The sequence below is a fragment of the Pseudodesulfovibrio piezophilus C1TLV30 genome (assembly GCF_000341895.1).
GTDB classification, from domain to species: domain Bacteria; phylum Desulfobacterota; class Desulfovibrionia; order Desulfovibrionales; family Desulfovibrionaceae; genus Pseudodesulfovibrio; species Pseudodesulfovibrio piezophilus.
The window spans coordinates 2,811,622-2,837,023 of the sequence record NC_020409.1 but is presented as its reverse complement, the minus strand read 5'-3'; the positions used below and the strand labels follow the sequence as shown (position 1 = coordinate 2,837,023).

The window sequence follows — 25,402 nt, the reverse complement described above, 5'->3', positions numbered from 1 at the left end:
TGGCGCATAGTGTCTTCCGCCCATATCTCATAGCACCCACAGGATACCCAATGAATGATTTTTTCAACTTTTCTCGAAAAGTCGGCATGGTGTCACACAAAAAGGAGTGCCGTTTCGCCAGGGCGAAACGGCACTCTCATTCATTTACTTTCAAGATGCTTATGAGGTCGCTGCATCGGCGCAATCATTTTCCGCCACGTTGAGAGTTTCCCATTGCAATGGTTCTTCCTGTTTGACTGATTTCTTGAGAGTCGCACCGACCACTTCATCCCAATGAACTGGAGACACACCCACCCGCGGACTGCGAGTGGTCAAATCAGCCTCAGCCAAAATATGCCCGGCGGGGAGATCTCGCGAAAACACAATGCATTTGCGTAACTTTTTGGCTGCTGCCTGCTCTTCCGGAAAAACTTTTTTGCCTTTGACGCACATGGCTCGCTCCACTTCGCGAATCATGGTCACCATCTGCGATAACTCATGTGGCTCAAGAGAAGCTTGATGATCAGTCCCTTTCAAGGATTTATCCAAGGTGAAATGACGCTCGACCACACATGCGCCAAGAGCGGCGGCACCGACACTCGGCCCCAGGCCCTGTTCATGCCCTGAGTAGCCAATAGGCAATCCGTACCGCTCGGACAAAGCATCCATGACAGGCAGGCCGATCTGGTCTTCGGGGCAAGGGTATGACGAATTGCAATGCAACAGAATGACATCATCATGATAAGCCCGAATCTCAGACAGGGCGACATCAATATCTTCAAGAGAGCTCATGCCTGTTGAAAGGATGATTGGCACCTTGGCAGCCGCATACTTGCGGACAAGGGGAACATTCACCAGGTCAGCCGAACATATCTTGAGCAAATCAACGTCGAGCCCGAGAATCTGCTTGAGGCTCGGGTCATCCCAGGCTGAGGCAAAAAAGACCAATCCAAGAGATTCACTGTATGCCTTGAGTTCGGCCATTTGATCAATGGACAACTCAAGCGCATTCCGATGCTCCCCGTAGGTCGGTCCGAAGCTGTTGCAGCCAGTATAGGGCGCAGCGCGTCCTTCACGGGTCAGCAAGGCTTCCATGTCACGTTTCTGAAATTTGACAGCCTGAACTCCGGCTGCAGCAGCCTTGTCAACCATCTCCTTGGCGATCTTGAATTCGCCCTGATGGTTGTTCCCTATTTCAGCCACAATAAAACAGGGAAATCCCTGGCCGATGAAGATGCCGGATGGCAACTGTATGGACTTGATTTGTTTCATAATCAAAATCTCACGATTTGGAATCCGCGCTTTTCTGAGTACGGCTTGAGTTGCTCATATATCTCGGCTTGCTTGCCGAATGAGGTGATGACCACTGCGTCACAGTCGACCTGCTCCATAACCTGAGGAGCCGAAACCACATGCCCATTGAACAACTGTCCCTGTTTTTTGGGATCATTGTCCAGCAAAATCATTATTTGAAATTTGGTGTCGCGCAATGCTGACAAAACCACTTCACAGGTTTCTGAAGCCCCAAAAAGAGCCAGCCGGGTCTTGCCTTCATCAAGCAGTCCCCGCAGATTCTCCAAGACGAAATCCTTGATAGTGGTATAAAGTCGGATTGTCTCGGAAGAATAGTCGGAAAACATGTCACGTCGGACCTGTTTTCCCTTATCGGTCAGAGTGTAATGGTAGCTTTTCCCGTTGACGGGAAGAAATTCGACCAGCCCGCCTTCCTGAAGCTGCTTGAGATATTGGTTGACCATGGCCCCAGACAGGTTGAGGCGTCTCCCCAACTCGAACTGGGACAGATTCGAGTCACGAGTCAATGCCTCCAGAATGGCGAGCACCCGGGTCGACTTGCTCGGTTTCAGGTAAAGCCCGTCCGTGATCAACATTCCTTTGATTCCATGTGCAGCTGGTTCTGACATTCACTCTCGTCCATTCGCTCGGTCAATGATTCATCTTGATTTTTGACGTGCTTCAGTGCTGATTATATCACCCTAGTCGCGCACTGCAACCCTGTCAACTGGCCTATTCACAATACATTTCAACCTTTCACTCGTTGAGGAAACCGTTTTTCCTACAAACGGAGAAATTGTTGACACAGTGAATGATCGGCCTTTCTGCATTTTACTTTAGACAGTGGGCAACGATTTCCACACCTTTGACTCAAGAAAATATTTTGCAATATACCTGCCAAGAGCTAATCTCCTCTGTCTTCCATGAAGACAATTGGGTGCAACGCTCTTTAAAATAAGACTATTCGTAAAAAAACTTTTCCTTAAAAGAACACTCTCAGAGAAATGACCGTCAAAAAAATGTGATTGCACCGAGTTTTAAACAGCCTTGTTGACCGCATGGACAGGCTATTATACGGTCTCCCCGACATTTTTTCTGACCCAATACTTTTGAAAGGACCCTTCATGGAGCCCATAGCCCGTCCCTGGTTGAAATCATACGATCCGGTTGTTCCGCCAAACATTGATTACGAACGGATTCCGCTTTTCCGTTTTCTTGATCGCGCCGCACACAAATGGCCCAACAGAACGGCCATCGTATTCAAGAATTGGTCAATATCCTATGCCAAACTCAAGGCCCAAAGCGAAATATTTGCAGCAGGGCTCAAGGCTGCCGGGCTACGCAAAGGGGATCGGGTTGCAATGATGCTTCCCAACCTCCCCCAGACCATTATCGCTTTCTGGGGAGTGACCCGGTGCGGCGGTATCGGCGTCATGACAAACCCGCTCTATATGGAAACGGAAATAGTCCATCAATTCAATGACGCCGGAGTCCGTTTCTGTATAACTCTGGATTTGCTTTGGCCCAAACTTGAAAAGCTTCGCGACTCAATCAATGTCGAAAAATTCTTTGTCACCACGATCGGTGAGGGGCTGAAATTCCCACTCAATTGGCTCTACAAGTTCCAGGCAATGAAAAAGGGAACAGCCCCGAAAATCCCCTATGACGACAAATCAGTCATCCCTTTCAAAACACTGACCAAAGGCCGTGACAAGTTCACGGAGGATCGACTTTCGCCAGAGGACACAGCCCTCCTGCAGTATACGGGAGGAACGACAGGAGTTGCCAAGGGCTGCGTTTTGACCCACTTCAATCTGGGGGCGAACCTGCAACAATGTCAATCCATGATGCATACCCTCGGGCAGCAGAAGGAAACATTTCTCGGCATTCTGCCCTATTTCCATATATATGGTTTGACCACGTGCCTGACATGGCCCACCAGTATGGGAGCGACCCTGGCTCCGTTTCCTCGATATGTTCCCATGGATGTCCTCAAGGGCATTCAGAAGTTAAAACCCACTGTCTTTCCTGGTGCCCCCTCCCTGTATATTTCACTCCTTCAACAACGCGATGTCGAAAAATACGACCTCTCCTCCATCAATTGTTGTGTCTCCGGCTCGGCTCCCATGCCCGTAGAATACATGGAACAGTTTGCCAAAGTTACCGGGACGGCACTTTCAGAAGGCTATGGATTGACCGAAGCGTCACCCGTAACACACTTCAACCCCATTGAAGGGGTTCGCAAGAACGGCTCCATAGGACTTCCCTTTCCCGACACAGACGCCAAAGTCGTGGATATGGACGTGGGAGGTGATCCCCTTGAACCCGGCAAACGGGGAGAGCTCGTCATTCGCGGCCCTCAGGTCATGAAGGGGTATTACAATCGTCCTGACGCCACAGCTGACGTCCTCAGAAATGGCTGGCTTTACACTGGTGACATTGCCTATATGGATGAAGAAGGATACTTTTTTATCGTCGATCGCAAAAAAGACCTCATTATATCAGGAGGGTACAATATATACCCCCGTGAAATAGATGAAGTCCTGCATTCGCACCCCAAAATCGAAGAGGCGGTCAGTGTCGGCATCCCCCATGAGGCGCGCGGCGAGATAGTCAAAGTTTTCGTTGTCCTCGCAAAGGGCGAAAACCTCTCCCGAAGTGACGTCATAGCCTATTGTCGGGAAAAACTTGCCAATTATAAAGTCCCGAGGCGCGTTGAGTTCCGAACAGATCTCCCCAAAACCATGGTCGGTAAAGTCCTTCGTCGCGCACTTCGTGAAGAAGAAATTGCCAAGATCGATACGCAGAAAAGCAAGCGGTCCAGGAGACGGAAGTAACATGACACCGAGGCATAATAGGCAATTTCGCGGAGAAATAGGCCGACTGGAAAGAGAAAAGAGAAATGGACATCGCGCGGTGACCCTCTGGTTTACCGGTCTTTCCGGCGCAGGCAAGTCCACCATTGCCCATGCCGTTGAAAAAAGACTCTTCGACCAGGGCCGAAATGTCTATACCTTTGATGGCGACAACGTCCGCCATGGTCTTTGTGGTGACCTGAGCTTCTCCCGAAAGGACCGTGCAGAGAACATTCGACGTATCGGCGAAATGACCAAACTTTTCATGGACGCCGGAACCCTCTGTCTCTGTGCGTTCATCACTCCCCGCCATGAGGTACAAAAAGCACTTCGCGCCCTCCACTCCGAAGGTGATTTCCACCTCATTCATGTGGATTGTCCGGTAGAGGTCTGTGAATCGCGCGACGTCAAAGGCTACTACAAGCTCGCGCGGGAAGGGAAAATCAAGAACTACACGGGAATTTCAGCTCCATATGAAGCACCGGAAAATCCGGACCTCTATCTGGACTCTGATCGACAAAGTCTTGAGGAATGCGTCGACAACGTTATGGCCTATCTGGAAGATAAGATTATGCTATAGGGATCTCCTGAACACGAAGCCTCGACCTGCCTTTTCGGCGGGTCTTTTTTTTGCATTTCTCTAAGAATTATAAAACATGCTCCGCTCTTAATATGACATTTATGGTAATAAAAAAATGCGTAAAAAGAAAATTTCGCGACGATTCCACTGACATTTCCCCGATAATACGAAATTAATTCATAGATACTGGACCATTTGCAAAAATGTATTATGGAAAACCCCTTTTCTCTACTCTGAATTTTGTGTATGAATCGGGCTTGTTCACACAACTGGTTACTGTAATTCCTATGAGAGGAGGAAATGATGAAAGTTTTTCTGAAAAGCGTGGGTGCTTTGACCCTCATGCTCGTATGCTCCGCCTTCCTGCTCGCCGGTTGCGGCGAAGAAAAGGCCCAGACCATCAAGATCGGCTTCAACCTGCCCCTGACCGGTGATATTCCGGAGGTTGGTGAAGGTTCCAAGAATGCAGCGGAGATGTACCTCAAGGACATCAACGCATCTGGTGGACTGGAAGTTGGCGGCAAGAAATACCCCCTGGAATTCGTCTACATGGACAACGAGTCCAAAGCGGAATCCGCAACCAACGTGGCTCTGAAGCTCATCGATCAGGAAAATGTCATCGCCATCATTGGTCCCAACTCATCCAAACAGGCAGTACCAGCCGGTGGAACCTGCAACGACAACCGTGTCCCCATGATTTCCCCCTGGTCCACCAATCCCAGCACGACTCTGGATCGCCCCTGGGTCTTCCGTGCAGCCTTCCTTGACCCATTCCAGGGTCCGGTCGTTGCAGACTTTGCCGCCAAGAAGTTCGATGCAAAGACCTCGGCTGTCCTCTTTGACGTTTCCAATGACTACTCCAAGGGGCTGGCTGAAATATTCAAAGCTTCCTGGGAAGCCAAAGGTCTCGGCCCGGTCGTTGCCTTTGAATCTCACGGCACCAAAGATCAGGATTTTTCTGCTCAGTTGACCACTATCGTGAAAGCCAACCCAGACTTCATTTTCGTGCCGGACAACTACAATCAGGTCGCACTGATAGTCCAGCAGGCTCGTGACCTCGGCTACAAAGGCCCCTTCATGGGTTCCGATGCCTGGGGTACTCCCGATCTGATCAAGCTCTGCGGTGAACAGTGCTACGGCAACTACTTCTCCACTCACTATGCCGCCGCCGGAGCCAAGGGTGCCACCAAGGTCTTTATTGACCGCTACGAAAAAGCCTATGGCACAACCCCTGCCGACTATGCAGCCCTGACCTGGGATTCCATCGGAATCATGGTTGAGGCCATCAAGAATGCAGGCAAGGTTGCTTCTGATCCTGTAGAAATGCGCAAACTCGTTCGCGACGGCCTGGCCGCCATCAAGTCCTTTGACGGTATCACCGGTTCCTCAAAGTTTGATGCACAGGGCGATCCGATCAAGTGCGCGGTCGTCGTCAAGATCAGCGACCAGGGTGAATTCGTTTTCGAAGAATCCGTCTGCCCATAACCTGCTGACAACGAATGAAAACAGGGCGGGGACCATGAGGCCTCCGCCCTTTTGATAACCATGACGGCCAGTCCAGCCAACGGATGGCTCGATATCAAAAAGATATTTCAAGGAAGAACCGCAGTGGACTTCATTATCCAAAATATACTCAACGCCCTGCAGTGGGGAAGTTTTTACGCGCTCATCGCACTGGGGTACACCCTCGTGTATGGTGTTTTGCGCCTGATTAACTTCGCCCATGGCGACATCTTCATGGTGGGCGCGTATATCGCTTTTTTTGTCTCAGGTTTCATGCTCGGCCCAGCCCTGGGGCTTTCACCTATCATGACATTCATATGTGCCGTCCCCCTGACCATGGCCCTGACGGCATGTGTCGGTGTCACCCTTGAACGGATCGCTTATCGACCTCTTCGACGCAAAGGAGCACACCGCCTTTACGTGGTTATTACCGCCCTTATGTGTGGCTTGATTCTCGAATACTCCAACCTTGCCGTCCTCGGAGCAAGCCGCCTCAAGTTTCCTGAACTGATCGAAAAATCCATCTGGCATTTCGGTGGCGTCACCATTACCAACCTCAAGGTCATTGTCATTGTCGCGGCAGTCGCTGTCTTTGCCATCCTGAATTTCATCGTGACCAGAACGAAAATAGGCATGGCCATGCGCGGTATTTCCTACGACAAATTCGCTATCCCGCTCATGGGTATTCCCATCGATTCCATCATCGTCTTCACATTCGTCCTAGGGTCTGCTTTCGCGGGACTGGCAGGGCTGCTCTTTGCCATGTCCTACCCGATTCTCGAACCCTTCATGGGGATGCTGATCGGCTGGAAGGCATTTATCGCAGCAGTTGTCGGCGGTATTGGAGATATTCGCGGCGCGTTTTACGGTGGATTCCTGCTTGGCTTCATCGAAGTCGGTGTCGTGACGGTTTTCCCGTCAACATATCGAGACCTCTTTGCCTTCACCATCCTGCTCATTATTTTGTGGCTCAAACCCACAGGACTGTTCGGTATGCCACAGTCCACCAAGATCTAGTTGGGAGACACGGAAATGCAGAAATACTCTCTCAATGTTCTGATCCTGGCCTGTGCCGTCGTCTTACTGACCCTGGCACAGTTCGGCATTATCGGAAACTACATTCAGGCAGTCATCATGTTCGTTGGTATCAACATCATGATGTCCACAAGTCTGAATCTAGTCAACGGCAACATGGGTGAATTCACCTGTGGTCACGCCGCTTTCATGTGTGTGGGGGCCTATGTGTCTTCAGTCCTCTCCGTAGCCTTCTTCGGTGACAAGCTGGGTGACCCCATGCTTCCGGCTTCACTGGCGTTTCTGGTCTTTCCTCTCATAATCCTCATCGGTGGTGTCATGGCGGCCTTGTGCAGCATCCTTGTTGCCATCCCATCCTTCAAAACCCGTGATGACTATCTGGCAATCATCACCATTGCGGTGAATTACATGGTTATCTCAGGCATCGAAAACATTGACTGGATTGGCGGTTCCCGAGGTTTTCAGGGAATGAAAAGCACAGTCTGGGCGATGAAAGACACGCTGAACGGCCCATGGATGCTCTTCTGGGTCATCACATTCACCATCTTCACCATCTGGGTGATACGCCGATTCATCACATCCACTTACGGAAAAGGCGTGAACGCAATCTGTCAGGATGAAGTGGCGGCTGAAATCATGTCCGTGAACACCAACAAGATCAAAACAATCAACTTCATGATCTCAGCAGGTCTCGCCGGATGCGCGGGAGGCCTCTTTGCCCATATCGTCGGCTACGTTAATCCACAATCCTTCAATATCCTCAAGTCCACCGAAGCCATGGTCATGGTTTATCTCGGCGGCATGGGGTCCTTGTCCGGAGCAGTTATTTCGGCAGTGGTTTTCACAGCCCTCATGGAGCTGCTCAGATCTCAGGCTCTCATGGACTTTCTGCTGGCACCGGCAACCTGGGTCTTCCCGGATTGGGAACCTTCCGCAGGAGTCATCAAATGGGTGATGATCCCCCTGCTCCTGGTCCTTGTCATGCAGTTCAGGCCAGAAGGCATCATGGGCAACAAAGAATTGTCCGATGTCTTCCCGAAACTCAAAAAATACTACACGTTCAAATAGGGGGTCCGTCATGTCACTTCTCAAAATAGACGGATTGACCCAGCGGTTTGGCGGCCTTCAGGCCGTTTCCGAGTTCAGTATAGATATGAAAGGCGGCGAACTCATGGGGCTGATCGGTCCCAACGGAGCAGGCAAGACTACTATCTTCAACCTGATATCCGGCTTCTACCAACCAACGGAAGGAACCATCACGCTGGACGGATCACTGACAGCAGGGCTCAAACCACATCAGGTCACCTCCCTTGGCGTTGCCAGAACCTTCCAGAACATTCGCCTCTGGCACGACATGACCGTTCTCGACAACATCAGAATAGCCCAGCACTACCGTATGGGCTACTCGGTTCTCGATTCGATCCTCCGGGGTAAAAAATACCGCCAGCGTGAAGCGCGGATTCTCGAAATAGCCGAAGAGCTGCTCGGAGCCATGAGTCTGACGGAATATGCTCAGGAATTCCCCAAAAACCTGCCGTATGGCTTGCAACGCCGGGTTGAGATAGCCCGTGCCATGTCCATCAGGCCAAAGCTGCTGCTGCTTGATGAGCCTGCTGCTGGGCTGAACTCAGCAGATGTTGAAGACCTCATCAAACTCGTCCACTGGATTCACGAGAACTTCGACATCACCATCTTCATGATCGAACATCAGATGAAAGTCGTGACCAGCCTATGTCAGTGGATCAAGGTCATCGACTTCGGTTCCACCATTGCGGAAGGCACTCCAGAAGACATTCAGTCCAACCCGGCCGTCATCAAGGCCTATCTTGGAGACGACAATATATGAGTACTCCACTTATTGAAATCAAGGATTTGTACGTCAAGTACGGCAATATCGAAGCCCTGCACGGGATCAACTTCACAGTGGGCGAAGGTGAAATCGTCACGCTCATAGGAGCCAATGGAGCAGGCAAATCCACAACCCTGATGTCCATTGCCCAACTTCCTCCGCCCGAAGCTCCCAAGGTCATCAAGGGTGACATTCTCTTCAAGGGACAATCTATTCTTGGCATGGCTCCGGATAAAATCGTGGCCAATCTGCATATGGCGCTGGTCCCGGAAGGGCGCCATATTTTCGGCAACCTGACCGTTGAGGAGAACCTCAAAATCGCGACCTATGCCCGAAAAGAGGGTATGGATGAGATTAATCGGGATTACAAACGAGTCTACACGCTCTTTCCCCGGTTGGATGAACGGAAAAAACAGCGCGCCGAGTCCTTGTCCGGTGGCGAACAACAGATGCTCGCTCTTGGGCGCGCACTGATGTCCGGCTGCAAGATCATCATGCTCGATGAGCCTTCCATGGGACTTGCTCCCCTGCTCATGTACGATATGTTTCGCGCCCTCAAAGAACTGAATGAGGAAGGCATGACAATTCTGCTCATTGAGCAGAACGCCAACCTTGCTCTGAAGTTTGCCCACCGTGGCTACGTCATAGATACTGGAGAAATCGTGGCAGAAGGACCCTCTGACAAACTCATGGAAGATCCGGAAGTCAAGAAAGCCTATCTGGGCGGCTAGGTATCCACAAACGAAACTCTCACAAGGGGCTGTTCCAGACAGGGCAGCCCTTTTCTTTTGCCTTATATCAGCCAAGACTCAGATGGAAGCTTTGCATAAGAAAGACCCGGCACAGTGATGTGCCGGGTCTTTTCAAGACATTTCGAGTGAATCTATTCTTCGACCACTGTCGCTTTGGTAATAAAAACAGGCTCGACCGGAACATCATCATGAAAGCCGTTCCGACCAGTGGGCACACCCTTGATCTCATCAACAACCTCCGTGCCCTTGACGACCTTGCCGAAAACGGCATAGCCCCATCCCTGTGAAGTTTCACTGGAAAAATTCAGGAATCCATTATCCTTGACGTTAATAAAGAACTGGGAGGAAGCGGAATGCGGGTCCATGGTCCGAGCCATGGCCAAGGTGTAGCATTCATTCTTCAATCCATTGTTGGCTTCGTTCTCAATGGGTTCACGGCTCTGCTTTTCATTCATGTTCTCATCCATTCCACCGCCCTGGACCATAAAGCCATTGATGACGCGGTGAAAGATCAACCCATCGTAAAAGCCTTCTTCAACGTACTGTTGAAAGTTTGCGGCACTCTTGGGTGCTTTCTCGAAATCGAGTTCAATGACGAACTCTCCCATGCTGGTTTCCATTTTAATCATGAATAACTCCTTTGAGCCAGACCATGCCCGGCTTTATATCAATTTGGTTTCTCCATGTACCAGAGCCGTGCTCGGGTTGCAAATGCATCAGTTTACCTTTGCCCGACTCTTAGGCTAAGCTCTTTATCATGAATGCCATGAAGTTATTCACTCTTGCTGCACGTCATCACCAATCAGGTGAACTGGAAATAGCGATCGCGTTATACCGTCAGGCTCTGGAAAATGACCCTCCATACGCAGAGGCTGCACTCTACCTCGGCATGGCTCTTTTCCAAATGCACCACCTGCCTGAAGCCTTGACCGCGTACCGACTCGCAACCCGACTCATGCCCGAGGAGACTGAAGCGTGGAATGGACTGGGAAACGTCTGTCTGGCCCAAGGGAATTATCTCGAAGCGTTGCGGTGGCACAAGCACGCTCTCAAGATCGAACCAACATCAGCAACTGCCATGGATGGCCTTGGCAGTGTCTTCCTGGCCACAGGAAACCAGCCCCTCGCTCTCGACTGGTTTCAAAAAGCCTTGGAAGCTGCTCCGCCTACCCCGGAAACGCTCAATAACCTTGGTGTCACTCTCAAGGCCGCCAAAAGACCGAAAGAGGCAATAGCCACGCTCGAAAAAGCCCTTGAGCTTGATCCCTCTTCACTGGATACTCTGTACAATCTCGGCAATGCTTGGCAGGCACGCGGAGACATGCAACTCGCTCATCATTATTTTTCCTCAGCTCACGCACTCGCCCCTGCAGCCATCGCACCACTTTGGGGAGGCTGTTTTGCCCATCTTGACATGTTCTATAACAGTGAAGATGCGGTTCGACGCTCACGCAACGCCTATGCTCAGGCGCTCACAGAACTTGATAAACGCTTGACCCTCGATTCCCCTGAACAAATCCGCGAAGCCGCAGCCATGGTCGGTGCAAACCAGCCTTTCTATTTGACCTATCAAGGCAAGAATGACCGGGATCTTCAAAGACAATACGGTGCGCTTGTCAGCCGCATCATGGCGACAGCTTTTCCTCATTATACACAGCGTGCCGAAACAAGAAAAATAAGCGGGAAAATACGAGTCGGCATCGCCACCGGATTCATGTGTGAACACTCCGTCTGGAAAATCCCAACCCGTGGCTGGGTCCACCATCTTGATCGGCGCAAATTTGATGTTTTCGGCTACTACACCGGAATTAAAAACGATCGATGCACAGAGGAAGCCAAAGCCCTGTTGCAAGGATTGACTCATGAGTCCGGCAACTTCGAAAAACTTTGCCAAAGTATCGTGGAAGACCAGCTTGATGTACTCATCTACCCGGATATCGGAATGGACCCGACATGTGCGAAGCTCGCAGGACTTCGCCTTGCACCGGTCCAATGCGTCTCCCTTGGACACCCCATGACCACTGGATTACCGACCATGGATGTTTTCCTCAGCAACGAACTGATGGAACCAGCCGATGGGAAATCGAATTACACCGAAGAACTGGTACAATTGCCTCATATTGGCATCCATTACACTCCACTTCGCCATGGCCCACCTGAGTTTAAGAGAGCCTCATTCGGCCTCCCGGACGACGCTCTTCTCTACTTCTGCCCCCAATCCCTGTATAAATATCTTCCGCAATACGACCGGCTCTATCCCCTCATTGCTGAACGCGTCCCCGACTGCCGATTCGTATTTCTCCAAGATGCCCAGGCCGATGTGCTTAACAGACGTTTCCTGGAACGAATGACCAGAACCTTTGCGGAATTCGGTCTTGATGCAACCCACTCTCTCGTCATGTTACCTCATCAAGCGCCCAAGGCATATCATGCACTCAATTGTCTCTGTAACGTCTTTCTTGATTCCATCGAGTGGTCCGGGTTCAATACGGCAATGGAAGCTGCCAATTGTGGGCTTCCCATCATCACCTGGCCACAGGGATTGATGCGAGGACGTCATACTGCCGGAGTCCTGTCCATGCTTGATATACCCGAGGCCAAGGCAGACTCTTTTGAAGCCTATGTAGACCTTGCTGTTCGATGCGGCACGGATGCAGCGTTCAGGGCACGTCTGCGTGGGCAGATACAAAAAAATCGCCTCAGGCTCTTTGAAGACCATGAGGCGATTCGTGGTTTGGAAGACTTTCTGGAACAGAGAGTCCGTTATGGTGATTGCTGATTTTCCCTGATCTCAATTCTGACGCTGGGAGTCGCATTATCAGAGACGATACGGTCAATTGATGCCCCGATCTCCCCGTCCATGATCTCCAACGGAGCCAGAGGATTTTCCGACGGCACTCTCTGAGCCGGTACGGACAATGGTGACCCCAGCTTCATGATGTTCTTGTCAATCACGGTATCTGCAAGCGGCTCTGCGTGTCAACCGATGCCCCGATCTCCCCGTCCATGATCTCCAACGGAGCCAGAGGATTTTCCGACGGCACTCTCTGAGCCGGTACGGACAATGGTGACCCCAGCTTCATGATGTTCTTGTCAATCACGGTATCTGCAAGCGGCTCTGCGATTTCTTCCTGTTTTGAAGCATATGGGTTCTCAGGCTGAAAGTGGACAGGTGTGGGCTTGTCAATAAACCCTGTCACCAGATACGCAAGAGCCAATCCCGCCATAATGGGCTTCAAAACCCGAAGCATAACCGCACGACGCCCTGCTGCCATCATTTATCCTTTGAGAACCGAAGCAATGGTCTCCTGATCCTCGGCTTTGAGGTAAGGATACATCGGCAAACTGAAGATGCGCGAGGATATATTCTCGCATACCGGGAAATCTCCCATGACATGTCCAAGATTGGCAAATGCCTTCTGAAGGTGCAATGCCTTGGGATAATAAATAACGCACGGGATATTGTTTTCCTTGAGTTTTCCCATGAGCTCTTCTCGGTGGTCGCTGTCAGTCGCCAGCACGGAATACTGCGCCCAGACAGAGGTATTCCCTTCTGGAACGCTGGGTGTTGTCAGGCCGTCCACATCGTTCAACAATGCCCCGTAACGCGCTGCAACCTGCTGCCGTTTGATGACCTCATCCGGGAATATCTCGAACTTGGCAAGAAGCACTGCAGCCTGCATGGAGTCAAGACGGCCGTTGATACCAAGCCTGACGTTCTCGTACTTATCCTCACCCATGCCATGGACACGAACAGAAACGAGCAGCTTATGCAATTCGTCATTCTGGGCAAAGACCATCCCTCCATCGCCATAACAACCGAGGGGCTTGGCCGGGAAGAAGGAAGTGCATGCGACATCACCAAAGGAGCACACGGGTTTGCCCTGATACGTTGCTCCAAAGGACTGGGCCGCATCAACAATGAGAAAAAGTCCGTTATTATGGGCCAGAGGCTCGATTCGATCATAATCAGCAGGCTGACCGAAAAGGTCTACGGAGATAACTCCTTTGGGCTTGAGATCCTTGCGTTTGTCCTTGATCTCACCAATTTTTTTTCTCAGATCATCGGGATCGATATTGAAAGTAATGGGATCAATATCGACAAAAACAGGTGTTGCTCCCAGAAGAGCGATTGCCTCGGCAGTCGCCATGAAAGTGAAAGGAGTGGTGAAAACAGCATCCCCAGGTCCAATTCCCAAGGCCATCAGAGCCATAATCAAGGCATCTGTACCAGAGCCGCAGCCAACGCCATGTTTGACATCGGAAAACGATGCAAGATGACTTTCCAGGGCACCTATCTCCGGTCCCATGACATAGGCACCATGCTCAAGCACGCCGTCGATTCCTTTTTTGACGGCTTCATCGACGAGCTTGTACTGTGCTTTCAAATCGATAAACGGAATGGTCATATGTACTCTCTTTGTTATTGTATGACTTCGTAGATTCTTGCAAAGGGCAATTTATCCACGACTAATTTGAAATATTTGCTAATCTCCGGGTCGTCAGGATCACCGATCAACAGGCGGGTCAACATGCTTCTGTAAGCAAGCCTATCCATGAGGACGCACTGTTTGGAGACACTATTGACAAGGAGATGCCTTTTGACAGGAAGCAGTCTTGGCGACATGCTATTCATGAAGTATTCCTTTCTCTCAACAGCACCAGACCCAAGAACAGCGATATCCCGAACCAAACCACCATTCCCGTTTCGGGTCATGATGGCTCCGCGTTGCACATTGACCCCAAGCTTTCCCGGATCATAACTGCCGATGGCGGCCTGCTTCGTTGTCCCTGTTTGAAGATTCCAATTCCCGAAATAGGTAATCCATTGCGCTATTCTGATGTCTTTCCAGGTCACAACCAGAAATTGGCCCGGCCGCGCCGGATACGTTTCCTTGGATATCTGCTCATCAAGAGTTTCCGACAACTTTGACCGGGGAATGGAATCCCACTGACGGGCAGGATACAGCCCGACCCAATCACGGCCCTCGCCAGGATATTGGGAACTGAAAGCTATCATGCCATTGGCTTTTTTCGGGGAGTCTGTCGTCAAGGCAAACGCCAGTGGATAAACATCCCGCCCGGCGTGTTTACCACCATCTGCAACAGTATTGCGCCCTGCATAGTATTGTGTGGCATAGCCCCAGTCCCACCAGGTCCAGACCACGGAATCCGGCGAGGAATGCGCCGCCAACTCAACCAGCGCTTCCGCATGAAGAGCAGGGATAACAGGGGTGAGCGGAATCTTTGAATACCGCCCATGAATAAACCAGAGAAAAAGCGCGGCAACCAGGCATTGGGAACCAAGGATGAACCATTTTTTGAGAGGCAAACCGGAAAAAGCCTTCTTAGAAATCCAGTAAACCCCAACGCCAAAGCAAACACTCAACGCAGCACCGCCAAACATGGAGAACCGGACCCCCAGCTTGACACTGGCAAGATGTAACACGATCAACGGCAATAAAAAGACTGCAACAGGACGGACAATGACAACGCCCACAGTCATCAATAACGCAAGCCCTCCAAGCCATGCTTCAAACAACCCTCTCTCAAGAATAATTGAAAGCGCAACTCTTTTTGCCTCTATGATGCTCTGGACAATGGACGGATAAATCGGACCAAGGGCTTCCGTCCCACTTGCCTCCCCATGCGGGGCTGTGGGAGTCAGGTATCCTGCAAGTTTTTCAAAAATGGCTGGGAAGGGTGCAACAATAAGATTCACCAAATAGATCAACACCAAAAAAATGGCACCACAGAGTATCGGATTTTTGACCCAGGACGAGTTTCTGGAACGACCAATGTTCACAGCAATCAGATAAAGAAGAGCGAAGCCAATTCCCATAATTGTTGAATAAATAAACGGCGTCACCTGGAAAAGATGGGTAAACGGCGCATACAATGAAGGGAAAAGCCAGAGCTGCCCGTACGCCGCTCCCGGAAAAGCAGCCAGCATAAAGATGCCCAACTCATGAATAGCGTGTGTCCTCTGCCCTTTTTCTCCACGAACTAACACATAGACGGTGGTGAAAAGGAAATATAAAACACAGACATTTGCGATATCAATATGCCAGACAAGACAGAATCGGGTGAGAACACCAAAGGAGAAAGCCTGCCACAACCCGAACTTCATGCGGCTTTGTCGAGAGTTCTCTTCTGCGCCTCCTTCCCAGTCCCAGGAAAACCGAGTATGATTCAAGGACCATACGGCCAAAAGCCATGCAACGAACATGGGCATAAGCAGCGTGAACATATCCGTATCAAAGTATCCCAAACGGCTTCTATAGAAGAAGCCAGGAGTGAGACTCCCAATGACACCCGCAATGATACCGCCCTGTTTGCCGCTGATAAGCCAGCCCCACAGGAAACAGATAACTCCGACACAAGCTCCCATGAAAGCGGGGGCCCAAAAGCCGAGCGTTCCCAGTCCCACACCAGTGACAGAGTGTATGAAGTGGGCGGCCTGAGCAAGCGGATACCCGGCAAGACTCCCTATGCCCTTGGCTTTTGCCAACCAGAAATAGGCATCATGGGTAGCAAGAATCCGTTCCCCATTGACCCATAATTCAGAGGCATCCCACCGGTCGGCAAACCCGAATCTGAAAAAGAAAACGACCAAATAGACGCACGCTCCATAAAGGATCAGCCACGGCCAATCTGTGGTAAAAGAAGGAGCCGGAGCGCCCTGTCCACCTCGTTTTTCGTATAGTTTTTTGAAATATTCCATATTCTCACTTTTCATTCATGACAGGTCTTTCAAGAAAGCTCCTTTCCGCTTTGGGCCGCTGCAACAAAACGAGGTGCCCAATCAGGAACGGCCAGAGCATGGGTATGATTATACCCCGCAAGCGTCTTTTGATAAAGGAGTCCGTCTTGGCTTTCTAAAATCCCCTTGCCTCGGAGCATTTTCATTGTAAAATCAAGCTCTTTAGATGCATGATCGAGGCAGACGGAATAATGAAATTCATGTCCTCGGACCACCGCTCCTTCAGAATAGAAAGGAGTTTCCCTGATTGAAACGGCTTCTGTATACCCCAAACCTTGTGGCCGCTCGCAAAATGTGGTCCCCACAGGAAAGACCCCTGTCATAGGGAAGGTGTGTCCGCCATACTCCAGGAAATCACATAGAACCATAAAGCCGCCACATTCCGCATAAATAGGTCGCCCTGACACCGCCAACATTTTGATGGCCTGAAGTGCCATTGTATTTTCAGAAATACGTTGAGCGAACATCTCCGGAAAACCTCCACCCAGATACAATCCATCCAACTCAGGCCACGGCGCACCCGACAACAGACTGAGACGAACCAACTCTGCACCAGCATGCTCTAACGCCTCAAGATTCTCCGGATAGTAAAACCAAAGTGCTGCATCATGAACATACCCAATACGAACTTTTCCCTTGCTGGAAGCATCTGGAAACAAAGCCTTTTCCGGCGAAGCAATATCAGGAGCACTTCTGGCTATTCCAGCAATGGCATCGAGATCAAGCCACTCCTCTGCTAAATCAGCTATGCTCTCAAGGGCTTTTTGCTCATTACCATAGACCGCCCCATCATATTCCTGATCCGACATCAAGCCCATATGACGCTCGGGGATCGGATTGTGGGCCACCTTGGGCAGCATGCCCAGCACTGGAATATCCGTATGAGTTTCTATACTTTTTGATAAAATGGAACGATGGCGCTCTCCCGCAGTTCGATTGAGGATGACACCGGCCAACTGCATACCGGATTCAAATCCGACACATCCCTGGACAATAGCGGCAACCGTGCGTGTCATCTTGGTGCAATCAATGGTCAGAATGACCGGGGTCTCCAACATCCGAGCCAGCTCTGCCGTCGAACAGGAGCCTCGCTCATCTTTTCCGTCAAAAAGACCACGGTTCCCTTCTATGAGAGAAATATCCCGTCCTTCTGCCTTATGCCAAAGCAGAGAATGCAGGATTGCATCTGTATGAAAATATGGATCGAGATTCGAACACGCACAGCCCGCTGCCAGCCCGAGCCATTTGGCATCAATATAATCCGGTCCCTTTTTAAATGGGGCGACTTTCAAACCACGGCGGGTGAAAGCGCGTGCGAGACCGAGGGAGACAATTGTCTTACCTGTGCCACCGGAAAGCCCGGCGAGGATGAATCGTGGAGTTGAATATGACACGTGATTTATGCCTGAAGTAACGGCCTGATAAGACCAGTCGAAACGGGGTGAAATCAAGAAAAGTGGAGGGAAATTCCGTTTCGCGATTGCTTTTTTTGCCGAATTGGGACTCTTCCGGAAAGAGACTGCCTGTATCCGGCTCCAGAATCAAGAAAAGCCTTGCCCGGCTCTATGACGGGCAAGGCCTGAATTCCCGAATGGGCGAAAGATCTAGTCTTCGCCTTCGGAAGCAGCCTGCTTGCCGGCACCGGCCAGGCCGTACATGGTGGTGGACCCAGAGGACCAGAACACCATTTTTTCTTCCTGAACCAACTGGGTCAGGAGCTTTTTGACTGCACGAGTCTTCTCATCAGGGAAAAGCTTCGAGAAGTCATTGAAGTAGAACTTGGATTTGTTCTTAGACTTCGACTCACAAAAAGCAATAATTTCAGCTTTTGCAGCTTCAGGATCGAGTGCCATGATGGACTCCTTCTTTTAAAAAGTCGGGGTACGGCTCAATGCCGTACCCCTGAACTTATTATCTTACCACTTGAACTGAGTGGTCTGACGCCAGGTGTAGTAAGCCGGATCACGGAAATCATCGATCAGGTGAGCGGAGAATTCCAGCTCGCACTTCTCGAAGAAACGTTCCCAGCCAATACGGTTGGCCCAGTCGCCCAGGCGTTCGTATTTATTGGCCTCTTCAGCGTACACTTCCAGGATCTTCTTGATGACCTTGGTCATTGTAGGCCAACGGGGCGGTTCGTTCGGGACGAAAGGCACAACGACCTTGGAGAAGGAAGGTTTGGTGATACGGTTGGAGATCTTTCCACCAACCATGATCGCGATTCCGTCGCCTTCACCATCAGACAGAGGCAGGGAGGGGCACATGGTGTAGCAGTTACCACAGAACATGCAGCGCTCTTCCTTAATAGCAACGGTCTTGTAGGTCTTGCCTTCAAGCTCGACTTTGGTCGGGCGGACTGCGCCGGTGGGGCAGGCAGCAACGGCCAAAGGAATTTCACAAAGGTTGTCCAGGTACTCGTGGTCAATGAGGGGCGGTTTGCGGTGAACACCGAGAATTGCGATGTCAGAGCAGTGAACAGCGCCGCACATGTTCAGGCAGCAAGCCATGGAGATGCGCACAGGAGCGGGCAGCTTCATGTCCTGGAACTGGTCGAAGACAGCATCCATGGTGACCTTGACAGTACCGGAAGCGTCAGTTGCGGGAGTGTGGCAGTGGACCCAACCCTGAGTGTGAACAATATTGGTCACACCAGCGCCGGTACCGCCGACCGGGAACTTGTAAGAACCACCCTCAAACTTCTGGCTGTTGAGGTATGCCTTCAGGTCCAGGGCAGCCTGTTTGTCGTCGAGGATGAATTCGACGTTGTTACGAGTGGTGAAACGGAGATGTCCGCCGCAGAATTTGTCGGCGATATCACACAGTTCACGAACGTAGGAAACGGAGACCAAACGGGCGGAACCGCAACGAACGGTGTATGCCTTGTCGCCGGATTCTGCTGTGTGGCACAGAACGCCCGGCTCGAGGATCTCGTGGTATTCCCACTTACCGAAGTTTTTCGCAATGACCGGGGGCAGGAACTCGCTGAAGTGGCGAGGACCGATGTCGGAGATGCGACCTTCCATCGGTTTGCTTGGATTGTATCCGGAAGAAATGAAAGCCATGTTATTTTCCTCCAATATTTAGCGCTGGTGGCGTTCACGGAAAGCAGCAAGATCACGGTCCCAACCACCCTTAACATCATCAGCTTTCCAGAAGATGTAGGGGTTGTGGCGGGGTTCCTGAACGTGGCGGGGATCAGCGGCGATGCCAGCGGCATCAGCCAGGGCAGCAAAGCCCAGACGCTTCATGGTTTCACCGATACGCTCACGGTTCTTACCTTCGTCCATCCACCAGTCCCAAACGTTTTCAATGATGTCCTTGATGGCCTGGAAATCGTCATCCTTATCGGCTTCGATGAAGGGAACGAGCAGGGAACCCATCTGGGGACCGTCGAGGATCGGAGCTTTAGCGCCGCACAAGATGGAGAGCCCACGCTCATCACCAATCTTCAGGGCCTGAGGCATGGTGTTGATGCAGTGCATGCAACGGACACATTCTTTGTGATCCATGACCAGTTTTCCGTCCTCGTAGGACAGGCACTGGGACGGGCACAGGTCGACAACTTCTTTCTTGATGTCGAAAGCACCCCAGTCACGACCGGCATGAGCACCTGCGTTAGGAGCGATTTCGCCACCAACATAAGCTGCAACAACTTCCTGATCGATCTTGATAGCACCCTTGAAGGTACCAATAAAGGCCATGTCGGAACGAGCGATGGATGCGACACAACCGTTGGGGCAACCATCAAACTTGAATTTGAACTTGTACGGGAATGCAGGACGGTGCAGCTCATCCTGGTATTCCATGGTCAGGTTGTAGCAAAGCTCCTGAGCATCGTAACAAGCATACTCGCAACGAGACATACCCATGCAGGAAGCAGGAGTACGCAGGTTGGAGCCGGAACCACCGAGGTCGGCGTCCAGATTGTGGGTCAGTTCCCAGAAGATTTCTTCGAGCTGCGGGGTGGATGTACCAAGCAGGACAACGTCACCGGTGGCGCCGTGCATGTTGGTCAGACCGGAACCGCGCAGGTCCCAGATGTCCATCAAGGAGCGCAGGAAGTCGGTCTTGTACCACATGCCCATGGGCTGAGCCACGCGAACAGTGTGGAAGTGAGCCACGCCGGGGAACATTTCGGGCTGGTCACAGTAACGGCCAATAACGCCGCCGCCGTAACCGAAGACACCGACGATGCCGCCGTGTTTCCAGTGAGTCTCACCATCGGTGTAAGACATTTCAAGAACGCCGAGCAGATCTTCAGGGCAGTCAACTGCTACCTGGTAGTCAAGACCTTTTTCATTCTTGGCTCGGTTTTCAGCCTCCCACTTGATGTCGGATACAAAGCTGGGCCACGGGCCGCTTTCCAGCTGATCCAACAGAGGAGTTTTGTGTTTCGCCATTCCCTTAACCTCCATTGTTTGATTAAGATGTTGCCATCAACCATTATAATCCGGGCCTGCAACAGGATATAATCCCGGAGCCCGGACACCTTTGCTACATTACGCATTTATGCGTTGAACAGGACATTTGCGCCACTATTCACAAGGTATGCAGGGTCGTCAATGTACTGGACACTCCGGTTTTCTGTCAACCGGTAATTGCCCAAAAAGCATTGCCAATCCTCACCTTGCAGGCCCAACGCCCGCCCTGCGACCAGTTCTATTCGACCATGCTTTGACTTGCCATTGCAGCCTAGGCAGAGTATCGGTCCTTGGCAGCAGGTTATGGACCGAAATAATCGATACCCGAAAAGGATTTGAGGAGCAACACAAACTTGCAAAATTCAAATGATAACACCACAGGATGCCGACGTTGCGGAGACTGTTGCCGCAATGGGGGACCGGCTTTGCATGCCCAGGATTTGCCTCTCATAGAAGATGGCACTATCCCGCTTGCCGACATAGTGACCCTCAGGCCCGGAGAGCGTGCCTATGACCAAATAGCTGAGAACGTCCTCCCATTGACAGAGGAAATACTCAAGATCAAAGGGCGCGACGGCAAATGGACCTGCACCTTTTACAGTCCAGAAGGACGGGCATGCGGCATGTACGACACCCGACCGATTGAGTGCGAAGAACTTTTTTGCCGTGATACAGCCCCCCTTGCCGCCATATATGACAAGGAGAGGCTGACCCGATCGGATCTCCTGCCAAAAGGACATCCGCTTCTGGAACTTATCGAAGAGCATAATGCCAAATGTAATCCCCTGCTCATGGAAGAGACGGCAAAAAAAGCGCGTGAGGGCAATGCGCCAGCCGGAGCCGATCTCATGGAGATGGTGCTCTTCGACCGCGAACTTCGCCGACTGGTGACGGAAAAAAGTGGCATGGCAGCAGACACAACAGACTTTCTTTTTGGCAGACCATTGCGGGTTTTGCTTCGGACAATGAATATCAATGTATATGAAGTGGGCGACTCGATCCGATTCGGATTTGCCCAGGGAGATAAAGAATGAAAGATGAACGTGGCACCTACTATACTCCGTCCCTGCAACACCCCGAAGTACATATGTACGTTCGAGAAAACAACGGTACCATAGAATTCCGCCTCTATAATCCCTCTGAACCAGTCATCTGGGAAAAACATCAATGGGTTCCCTATCCAGCCATCCAACAGGCTGCCGCAATGTACAAAGAACGTGAAACCGGCCGCAATCCCCTGGCCCTCTACGATCTTGACATTGCAAAAAAACTCTTGAATGACGCCTAGCATCGCCAGAGGCATGATCCGTTTGAATCTCCTGAGAATTAATTGAGAAAAAGACGCTCTCCCCTTCGGAAACACGGTGAGGAGAACGCGCTTTTGATTGAGCAGAAGAGAGCAGTCCTGTCCCCTTGGGTATTTTTTTCAATTCGCCACTCGTGGCATTGATAAAAGCGACTCCTAAAGACTGCTCAATCAAAAGTCTTTCTCAGTACAAATCCTTTTCGCGCAGAGACACTCAACTCCCAGCCTCAGCAACTGAGCCTGCTCAAAGCAAAGAAGCAGTGCCCCCCCCGACCAAAACAGTACCAGCACGCACCTTCTCCGCAGAATATTTTTTTCAGACCCAACACACCTGAAATATTACTTTTTATATTTAAGGGCCTCAATACGCCTTTTCCTGGGGAAATATCCCGATATATCGAGCGGGATCAGGAAATTTCCCTATTGTGATTCCAGAAAATGCAAGGCATAGAGGGAATCGATGAACATTCTTTCCCGGCGTATTTCGCTGGGAATCCCCCCGAAAGGCCTCAATCACCGCCATGAGGCCTTTCTTCTTTTTTGAGAAAGCCTTTTTTCTGAGAGATGTTTTCAGACGCGCTCTTCCCGCACAACCGCTTTCCGAACACAGTCCTTTCTCACTCCATTCTTCGCTGAAGAATGGAAATTTTCCTCCTGCGCCCACAAACAGTCCTTTTTTTCACCTTTCTTTGCTCTTCGCTTAAACATTATCATTGTCATCAGGTGCGCCGAGTGTATCGTGGCACTACTTGAAATTATTGCTCTAGGAGGCATCGTGAGTATTCGACTGAAACTTCTCTTGATGGTCTGTCTGCCTATCTCGGCCATTGTCATCATCCTGGCTGAAGGATTGACGAGCTTCTATATCATAAACGGGCACATGATCGAAACAAACACTTTGAACGTAGACCGGGCAACCATGATTGATGCGGATAGGGATGCCTATCAGGCAGAGGCCGCCGCGACCAACTCTATCAAAGTAACCTCTGCCGAAGCACTCCAGGCTGCAAATGAATCCAATAAGGAAAACACACAGCAAACATGGGATAGAATTATTGGACCTTCCAAAAATTTTACTCCGAACATGCTGGGTTCTTTGAATGAATTCAAAAGCAACTATGCCCAATGGAAACAAAGTAACACAACACTTTTTGATCTGGCTCAGAAGACCTTGGCAGGCAATCTTCAACGTGATGAAGAAGAGAAACAGGCTTTGGCTTCTTTCGATTCCATGCGGGATATCATCGATAAACTGGGTCAGATCATCGACAATAAGCTTGCCGCAACAGAGATTGATCCGACCCAAAGGCGAAGACTTGAAACCGCCCTTTCCAAAGTCCTGAATGCGGACAGAGACGCCTATCAGGCGTACGTCGCTCAACTACTGATAACCAAACTCTCCGATCCTGATAAAATTCATGATTTGGCCAAGACATGGGTCGAGAATGTTGGACAGACCAAATCCAGAGTCAATCAAGGAGCGGACCTCGTCGGCAATGATGCTGAGGCGCTCAAGACCGATTTCAACGAACTTTTTTCCGGCTGGGAAACACACAGCAAGGCTGCAGTCTCGTTGACCCAGGCCAACCTTGAGAATAACTTGATGAAACTCCAAGCTCTGACCGAAGGGACAGAGCATTTTGAAAAGATGAGAAGTTCCATTGACAGGCTGGGTGAACTCGAGTTCATGCGCATAGAAAAAGAGGTCGCCGATTTCGGCGATACGATCAACAAAACCGTGATCATCTATGTCATTGTGGCCCTTTTCTTTATTGTCATCTCCCTGATCCTCACTTTTATCGTCTCGACAAGAGTCAGCGTTGCCATGAAAAAGAGTGCAGATGTGGCTGAAGCTCTTGCCAAAGGCGATCTGACTGTCACTATTGATGTTGAACGCAACGATGAAATCGGACAGATGAGTCGATCCATGAATCACATGATCGACAAGCTCAATAGCATTGTTCGGGATGTTCAGGATGCAGCCGGAAGCGTTGCCGCCGGGAGTGAAGAATTGGCAAGTTCTTCAGAAACACTGAGTCATGGAGCAACGCAACAAGCCTCGGCAGTGGAAGAGGTCTCGAGCGCCATGGAGGAAATGTCCTCCAGTATTAGCCAAAACACGGAAAGTTCAAGTAAGACAGAAGATATCGCCAGAAAAACAGCCAGCGAAGGGAAGCGTGGAGGGGAAGCCGTCAAACAAACAGTGGAAGCAATGAGGCTTATCGCCGAAAAGATATCAATTATTGAAGAAATAGCGCGACAAACCAATCTCCTTGCTCTCAATGCGGCTATTGAAGCAGCCCGTGCAGGCGAGCAAGGGAAAGGCTTTGCCGTTGTGGCCGCAGAGGTCCGAAAGCTCGCCGAGCGAAGTGGATCGGCAGCTGCGGAGATTGGCGAGTTGTCCGCTTCAAGTGTTGATGTTGCGAAGAAGGCAGGAGGCATGCTGGCCACCATAGTCCCCAACATTGAACAAACAGCAGAGTTGGTTCAGGAAATAACTGCTGCCAGCAACGAACAGAATGTCGGTGCGACAGAAATCAATACCGCGTTGCAGCAACTGGACAACGTTGTCCAAGCCAATGCGGGATCATCCGAAGAAATTGCCTCCACGGCGGAAGAACTCTCCTCCCAAGCCATGCAACTTGAACAGGCAATAGGCTTTTTCCATATCCGCCATACCACTTTGCCCCAAAAAGAAACGACAAAAGCACCGCCTTCGCATTCCGCCACAGCTCCTGCGCAACCTCAGCCACTGGGAATAGAAATGGATATGGGAATGAACGATATGGACGATGATACCTTTGAGCGTTTTTAGCCATAAATGAATCAACAACTCCAAGAAGCTGATCATTTCCATCAGCTCGACTTCCTTTTTCAGTCGCGATGAGAATTTTAGAGATTTATTTCAAAAGAGAACATTCCGGGAGAACACCATAATGCAGAGAAGGTCTTGCCAGTGACGGTCATGTATCGACAGATGACAAAATATACCCTCTTCGTTTTGTCTTAACGCATAATCATGGACATTGTCTTTTATGTGAGTTGGTCATGACCTATAATTGACTG

22 protein-coding genes are annotated in these 25,402 nt (G+C 50.6%); 11 read left to right on the top strand and 11 right to left on the bottom strand.

The features are described from left to right. Window positions 1–159: 159 nt before the first annotated feature. Entirely contained in the window at window positions 160–1,251 is a 1,092-nt protein-coding gene (locus BN4_RS13280; protein WP_015415921.1) for an N-acetylneuraminate synthase family protein, read from the bottom strand. Window positions 1,252–1,253: 2 nt separating this feature from the next. Continuing rightward, on the bottom strand, window positions 1,254–1,901 hold the full coding sequence (locus BN4_RS13275; RefSeq protein ID WP_015415920.1) for a winged helix-turn-helix transcriptional regulator: 648 nt from the start codon (window positions 1,899–1,901) through the stop codon (window positions 1,254–1,256). Between the two features lie 495 nt (window positions 1,902–2,396). On the opposite strand from BN4_RS13275, the gene BN4_RS13270 reads away from it, so the two are divergent. From BN4_RS13270 to BN4_RS13240, 7 genes are all read left to right on the top strand, one after another. After that, a complete protein-coding gene (locus BN4_RS13270) occupies window positions 2,397–4,109 on the top strand; it encodes a long-chain-fatty-acid--CoA ligase (protein ID WP_015415919.1) in 1,713 nt (570 codons plus the stop codon). A 1-nt stretch (window position 4,110) separates the two neighbouring features. Next, complete coding sequence (gene cysC / locus BN4_RS13265; RefSeq protein WP_041720384.1) at window positions 4,111–4,707, top strand: adenylyl-sulfate kinase; 597 nt, start codon at window positions 4,111–4,113, stop codon at window positions 4,705–4,707. Between the two features lie 303 nt (window positions 4,708–5,010). After that, window positions 5,011–6,192, top strand: a complete 1,182-nt coding sequence (locus BN4_RS13260; protein WP_015415917.1) for an ABC transporter substrate-binding protein — start codon at window positions 5,011–5,013, stop codon at window positions 6,190–6,192. A gap of 123 nt (window positions 6,193–6,315) precedes the next feature. Next, on the top strand, window positions 6,316–7,227 hold the full coding sequence (locus tag BN4_RS13255; RefSeq protein WP_041721076.1) for a branched-chain amino acid ABC transporter permease: 912 nt from the start codon (window positions 6,316–6,318) through the stop codon (window positions 7,225–7,227). 15 nt (window positions 7,228–7,242) lie between these two features. Beyond that, a complete protein-coding gene (locus tag BN4_RS13250) occupies window positions 7,243–8,313 on the top strand; it encodes a branched-chain amino acid ABC transporter permease (protein WP_015415915.1) in 1,071 nt (356 codons plus the stop codon). Between the two features lie 10 nt (window positions 8,314–8,323). Then, the gene (locus BN4_RS13245) at window positions 8,324–9,091 is read left to right on the top strand and encodes an ABC transporter ATP-binding protein (protein ID WP_015415914.1); all 768 of its coding nucleotides are present in this window, start codon (window positions 8,324–8,326) and stop codon (window positions 9,089–9,091) included. After that, window positions 9,088–9,825: an ABC transporter ATP-binding protein gene (locus BN4_RS13240; protein WP_015415913.1), complete on the top strand. Its 738-nt coding sequence runs from the start codon at window positions 9,088–9,090 to the stop codon at window positions 9,823–9,825. The genes BN4_RS13245 and BN4_RS13240 overlap by 4 nt, the downstream gene beginning before the upstream one ends. Before the next feature lie 152 nt (window positions 9,826–9,977). Here the strand turns inward: BN4_RS13240 and BN4_RS13235 are convergent, their stop codons facing one another. Continuing rightward, window positions 9,978–10,475, bottom strand: a complete 498-nt coding sequence (locus BN4_RS13235) for a peptidylprolyl isomerase (protein WP_015415912.1) — start codon at window positions 10,473–10,475, stop codon at window positions 9,978–9,980. 137 nt (window positions 10,476–10,612) lie between these two features. Between BN4_RS13235 and BN4_RS13230 the strand changes: the two genes are divergently transcribed. Further along, window positions 10,613–12,625, top strand: coding sequence for an O-linked N-acetylglucosamine transferase, SPINDLY family protein (locus tag BN4_RS13230; protein WP_041720382.1), 2,013 nt, complete (start codon window positions 10,613–10,615; stop codon window positions 12,623–12,625). Here the strand turns inward: BN4_RS13230 and BN4_RS13225 are convergent. The 8 genes from BN4_RS13225 to dsrA form a co-directional block, all read right to left on the bottom strand. After that, the gene (locus BN4_RS13225) at window positions 12,610–12,801 is read right to left on the bottom strand and encodes a hypothetical protein (protein WP_041720380.1); all 192 of its coding nucleotides are present in this window, start codon (window positions 12,799–12,801) and stop codon (window positions 12,610–12,612) included. The genes BN4_RS13230 and BN4_RS13225 overlap by 16 nt on opposite strands. Continuing rightward, window positions 12,798–13,121, bottom strand: a complete 324-nt coding sequence (locus BN4_RS13220) for a hypothetical protein (protein ID WP_015415910.1) — start codon at window positions 13,119–13,121, stop codon at window positions 12,798–12,800. The genes BN4_RS13225 and BN4_RS13220 overlap by 4 nt, the downstream gene beginning before the upstream one ends. A gap of 3 nt (window positions 13,122–13,124) precedes the next feature. Beyond that, window positions 13,125–14,255 carry a DegT/DnrJ/EryC1/StrS family aminotransferase gene (locus tag BN4_RS13215; protein WP_015415909.1) on the bottom strand — a complete coding sequence of 377 codons (1,131 nt, stop codon included), beginning with the start codon at window positions 14,253–14,255 and terminating at the stop codon, window positions 13,125–13,127. A 14-nt stretch (window positions 14,256–14,269) separates the two neighbouring features. After that, a complete protein-coding gene (locus tag BN4_RS13210) occupies window positions 14,270–16,570 on the bottom strand; it encodes an STT3 domain-containing protein (protein ID WP_157871390.1) in 2,301 nt (766 codons plus the stop codon). A 29-nt stretch (window positions 16,571–16,599) separates the two neighbouring features. After that, entirely contained in the window at window positions 16,600–18,003 is a 1,404-nt protein-coding gene (locus BN4_RS13205; protein WP_015415907.1) for a cobyrinate a,c-diamide synthase, read from the bottom strand. A gap of 210 nt (window positions 18,004–18,213) precedes the next feature. Then, entirely contained in the window at window positions 18,214–18,462 is a 249-nt protein-coding gene (locus BN4_RS13200) for a dissimilatory sulfite reductase D family protein (RefSeq protein WP_015415905.1), read from the bottom strand. A 63-nt stretch (window positions 18,463–18,525) separates the two neighbouring features. Continuing rightward, a complete protein-coding gene (dsrB, locus tag BN4_RS13195) occupies window positions 18,526–19,671 on the bottom strand; it encodes a dissimilatory-type sulfite reductase subunit beta (protein WP_015415904.1) in 1,146 nt (381 codons plus the stop codon). A gap of 18 nt (window positions 19,672–19,689) precedes the next feature. Beyond that, window positions 19,690–21,009, bottom strand: coding sequence for a dissimilatory-type sulfite reductase subunit alpha (dsrA, locus tag BN4_RS13190; RefSeq protein ID WP_015415903.1), 1,320 nt, complete (start codon window positions 21,007–21,009; stop codon window positions 19,690–19,692). Window positions 21,010–21,383: 374 nt separating this feature from the next. Here dsrA and BN4_RS13185 point away from each other — a divergent pair, with 374 nt between their 5' ends. The 3 genes from BN4_RS13185 to BN4_RS13170 all read left to right on the top strand — a co-directional run bounded on the left by BN4_RS13185 (window position 21,384) and on the right by BN4_RS13170 (window position 25,151). Beyond that, on the top strand, window positions 21,384–22,064 hold the full coding sequence (locus BN4_RS13185) for a YkgJ family cysteine cluster protein (protein WP_015415902.1): 681 nt from the start codon (window positions 21,384–21,386) through the stop codon (window positions 22,062–22,064). After that, window positions 22,061–22,318 carry a hypothetical protein gene (locus tag BN4_RS13180; protein WP_015415901.1) on the top strand — a complete coding sequence of 86 codons (258 nt, stop codon included), beginning with the start codon at window positions 22,061–22,063 and terminating at the stop codon, window positions 22,316–22,318. The genes BN4_RS13185 and BN4_RS13180 overlap by 4 nt, the downstream gene beginning before the upstream one ends. A gap of 793 nt (window positions 22,319–23,111) precedes the next feature. Further along, window positions 23,112–25,151, top strand: coding sequence for a methyl-accepting chemotaxis protein (locus BN4_RS13170; RefSeq protein WP_015415900.1), 2,040 nt, complete (start codon window positions 23,112–23,114; stop codon window positions 25,149–25,151). The last annotated feature ends 251 nt before the right edge of the window (window positions 25,152–25,402 follow it).

Bases quoted from the DNA above. Each gene is read 5' to 3' on its own strand.
- BN4_RS13280 (WP_015415921.1), bottom strand. From the start codon at position 1,251: ATGAAACAAATCAAGTCCATACAGTTGCCATCCGGCATCTTCATCGGC.
- BN4_RS13275 (WP_015415920.1), bottom strand. From the start codon at position 1,901: ATGTCAGAACCAGCTGCACATGGAATCAAAGGAATGTTGATCACGGAC.
- BN4_RS13270 (WP_015415919.1), top strand. From the start codon at position 2,397: ATGGAGCCCATAGCCCGTCCCTGGTTGAAATCATACGATCCGGTTGTT.
- cysC (WP_041720384.1), top strand. From the start codon at position 4,111: ATGACACCGAGGCATAATAGGCAATTTCGCGGAGAAATAGGCCGACTG.
- BN4_RS13260 (WP_015415917.1), top strand. From the start codon at position 5,011: ATGAAAGTTTTTCTGAAAAGCGTGGGTGCTTTGACCCTCATGCTCGTA.
- BN4_RS13250 (WP_015415915.1), top strand. From the start codon at position 7,243: ATGCAGAAATACTCTCTCAATGTTCTGATCCTGGCCTGTGCCGTCGTC.
- BN4_RS13245 (WP_015415914.1), top strand. From the start codon at position 8,324: ATGTCACTTCTCAAAATAGACGGATTGACCCAGCGGTTTGGCGGCCTT.
- BN4_RS13240 (WP_015415913.1), top strand. From the start codon at position 9,088: ATGAGTACTCCACTTATTGAAATCAAGGATTTGTACGTCAAGTACGGC.
- BN4_RS13235 (WP_015415912.1), bottom strand. From the start codon at position 10,475: ATGATTAAAATGGAAACCAGCATGGGAGAGTTCGTCATTGAACTCGAT.
- BN4_RS13230 (WP_041720382.1), top strand. From the start codon at position 10,613: ATGAAGTTATTCACTCTTGCTGCACGTCATCACCAATCAGGTGAACTG.
- BN4_RS13220 (WP_015415910.1), bottom strand. From the start codon at position 13,121: ATGGCAGCAGGGCGTCGTGCGGTTATGCTTCGGGTTTTGAAGCCCATT.
- BN4_RS13215 (WP_015415909.1), bottom strand. From the start codon at position 14,255: ATGACCATTCCGTTTATCGATTTGAAAGCACAGTACAAGCTCGTCGAT.
- BN4_RS13210 (WP_157871390.1), bottom strand. From the start codon at position 16,570: ATGGAATATTTCAAAAAACTATACGAAAAACGAGGTGGACAGGGCGCT.
- BN4_RS13200 (WP_015415905.1), bottom strand. From the start codon at position 18,462: ATGGCACTCGATCCTGAAGCTGCAAAAGCTGAAATTATTGCTTTTTGT.
- dsrB (WP_015415904.1), bottom strand. From the start codon at position 19,671: ATGGCTTTCATTTCTTCCGGATACAATCCAAGCAAACCGATGGAAGGT.
- dsrA (WP_015415903.1), bottom strand. From the start codon at position 21,009: ATGGCGAAACACAAAACTCCTCTGTTGGATCAGCTGGAAAGCGGCCCG.
- BN4_RS13180 (WP_015415901.1), top strand. From the start codon at position 22,061: ATGAAAGATGAACGTGGCACCTACTATACTCCGTCCCTGCAACACCCC.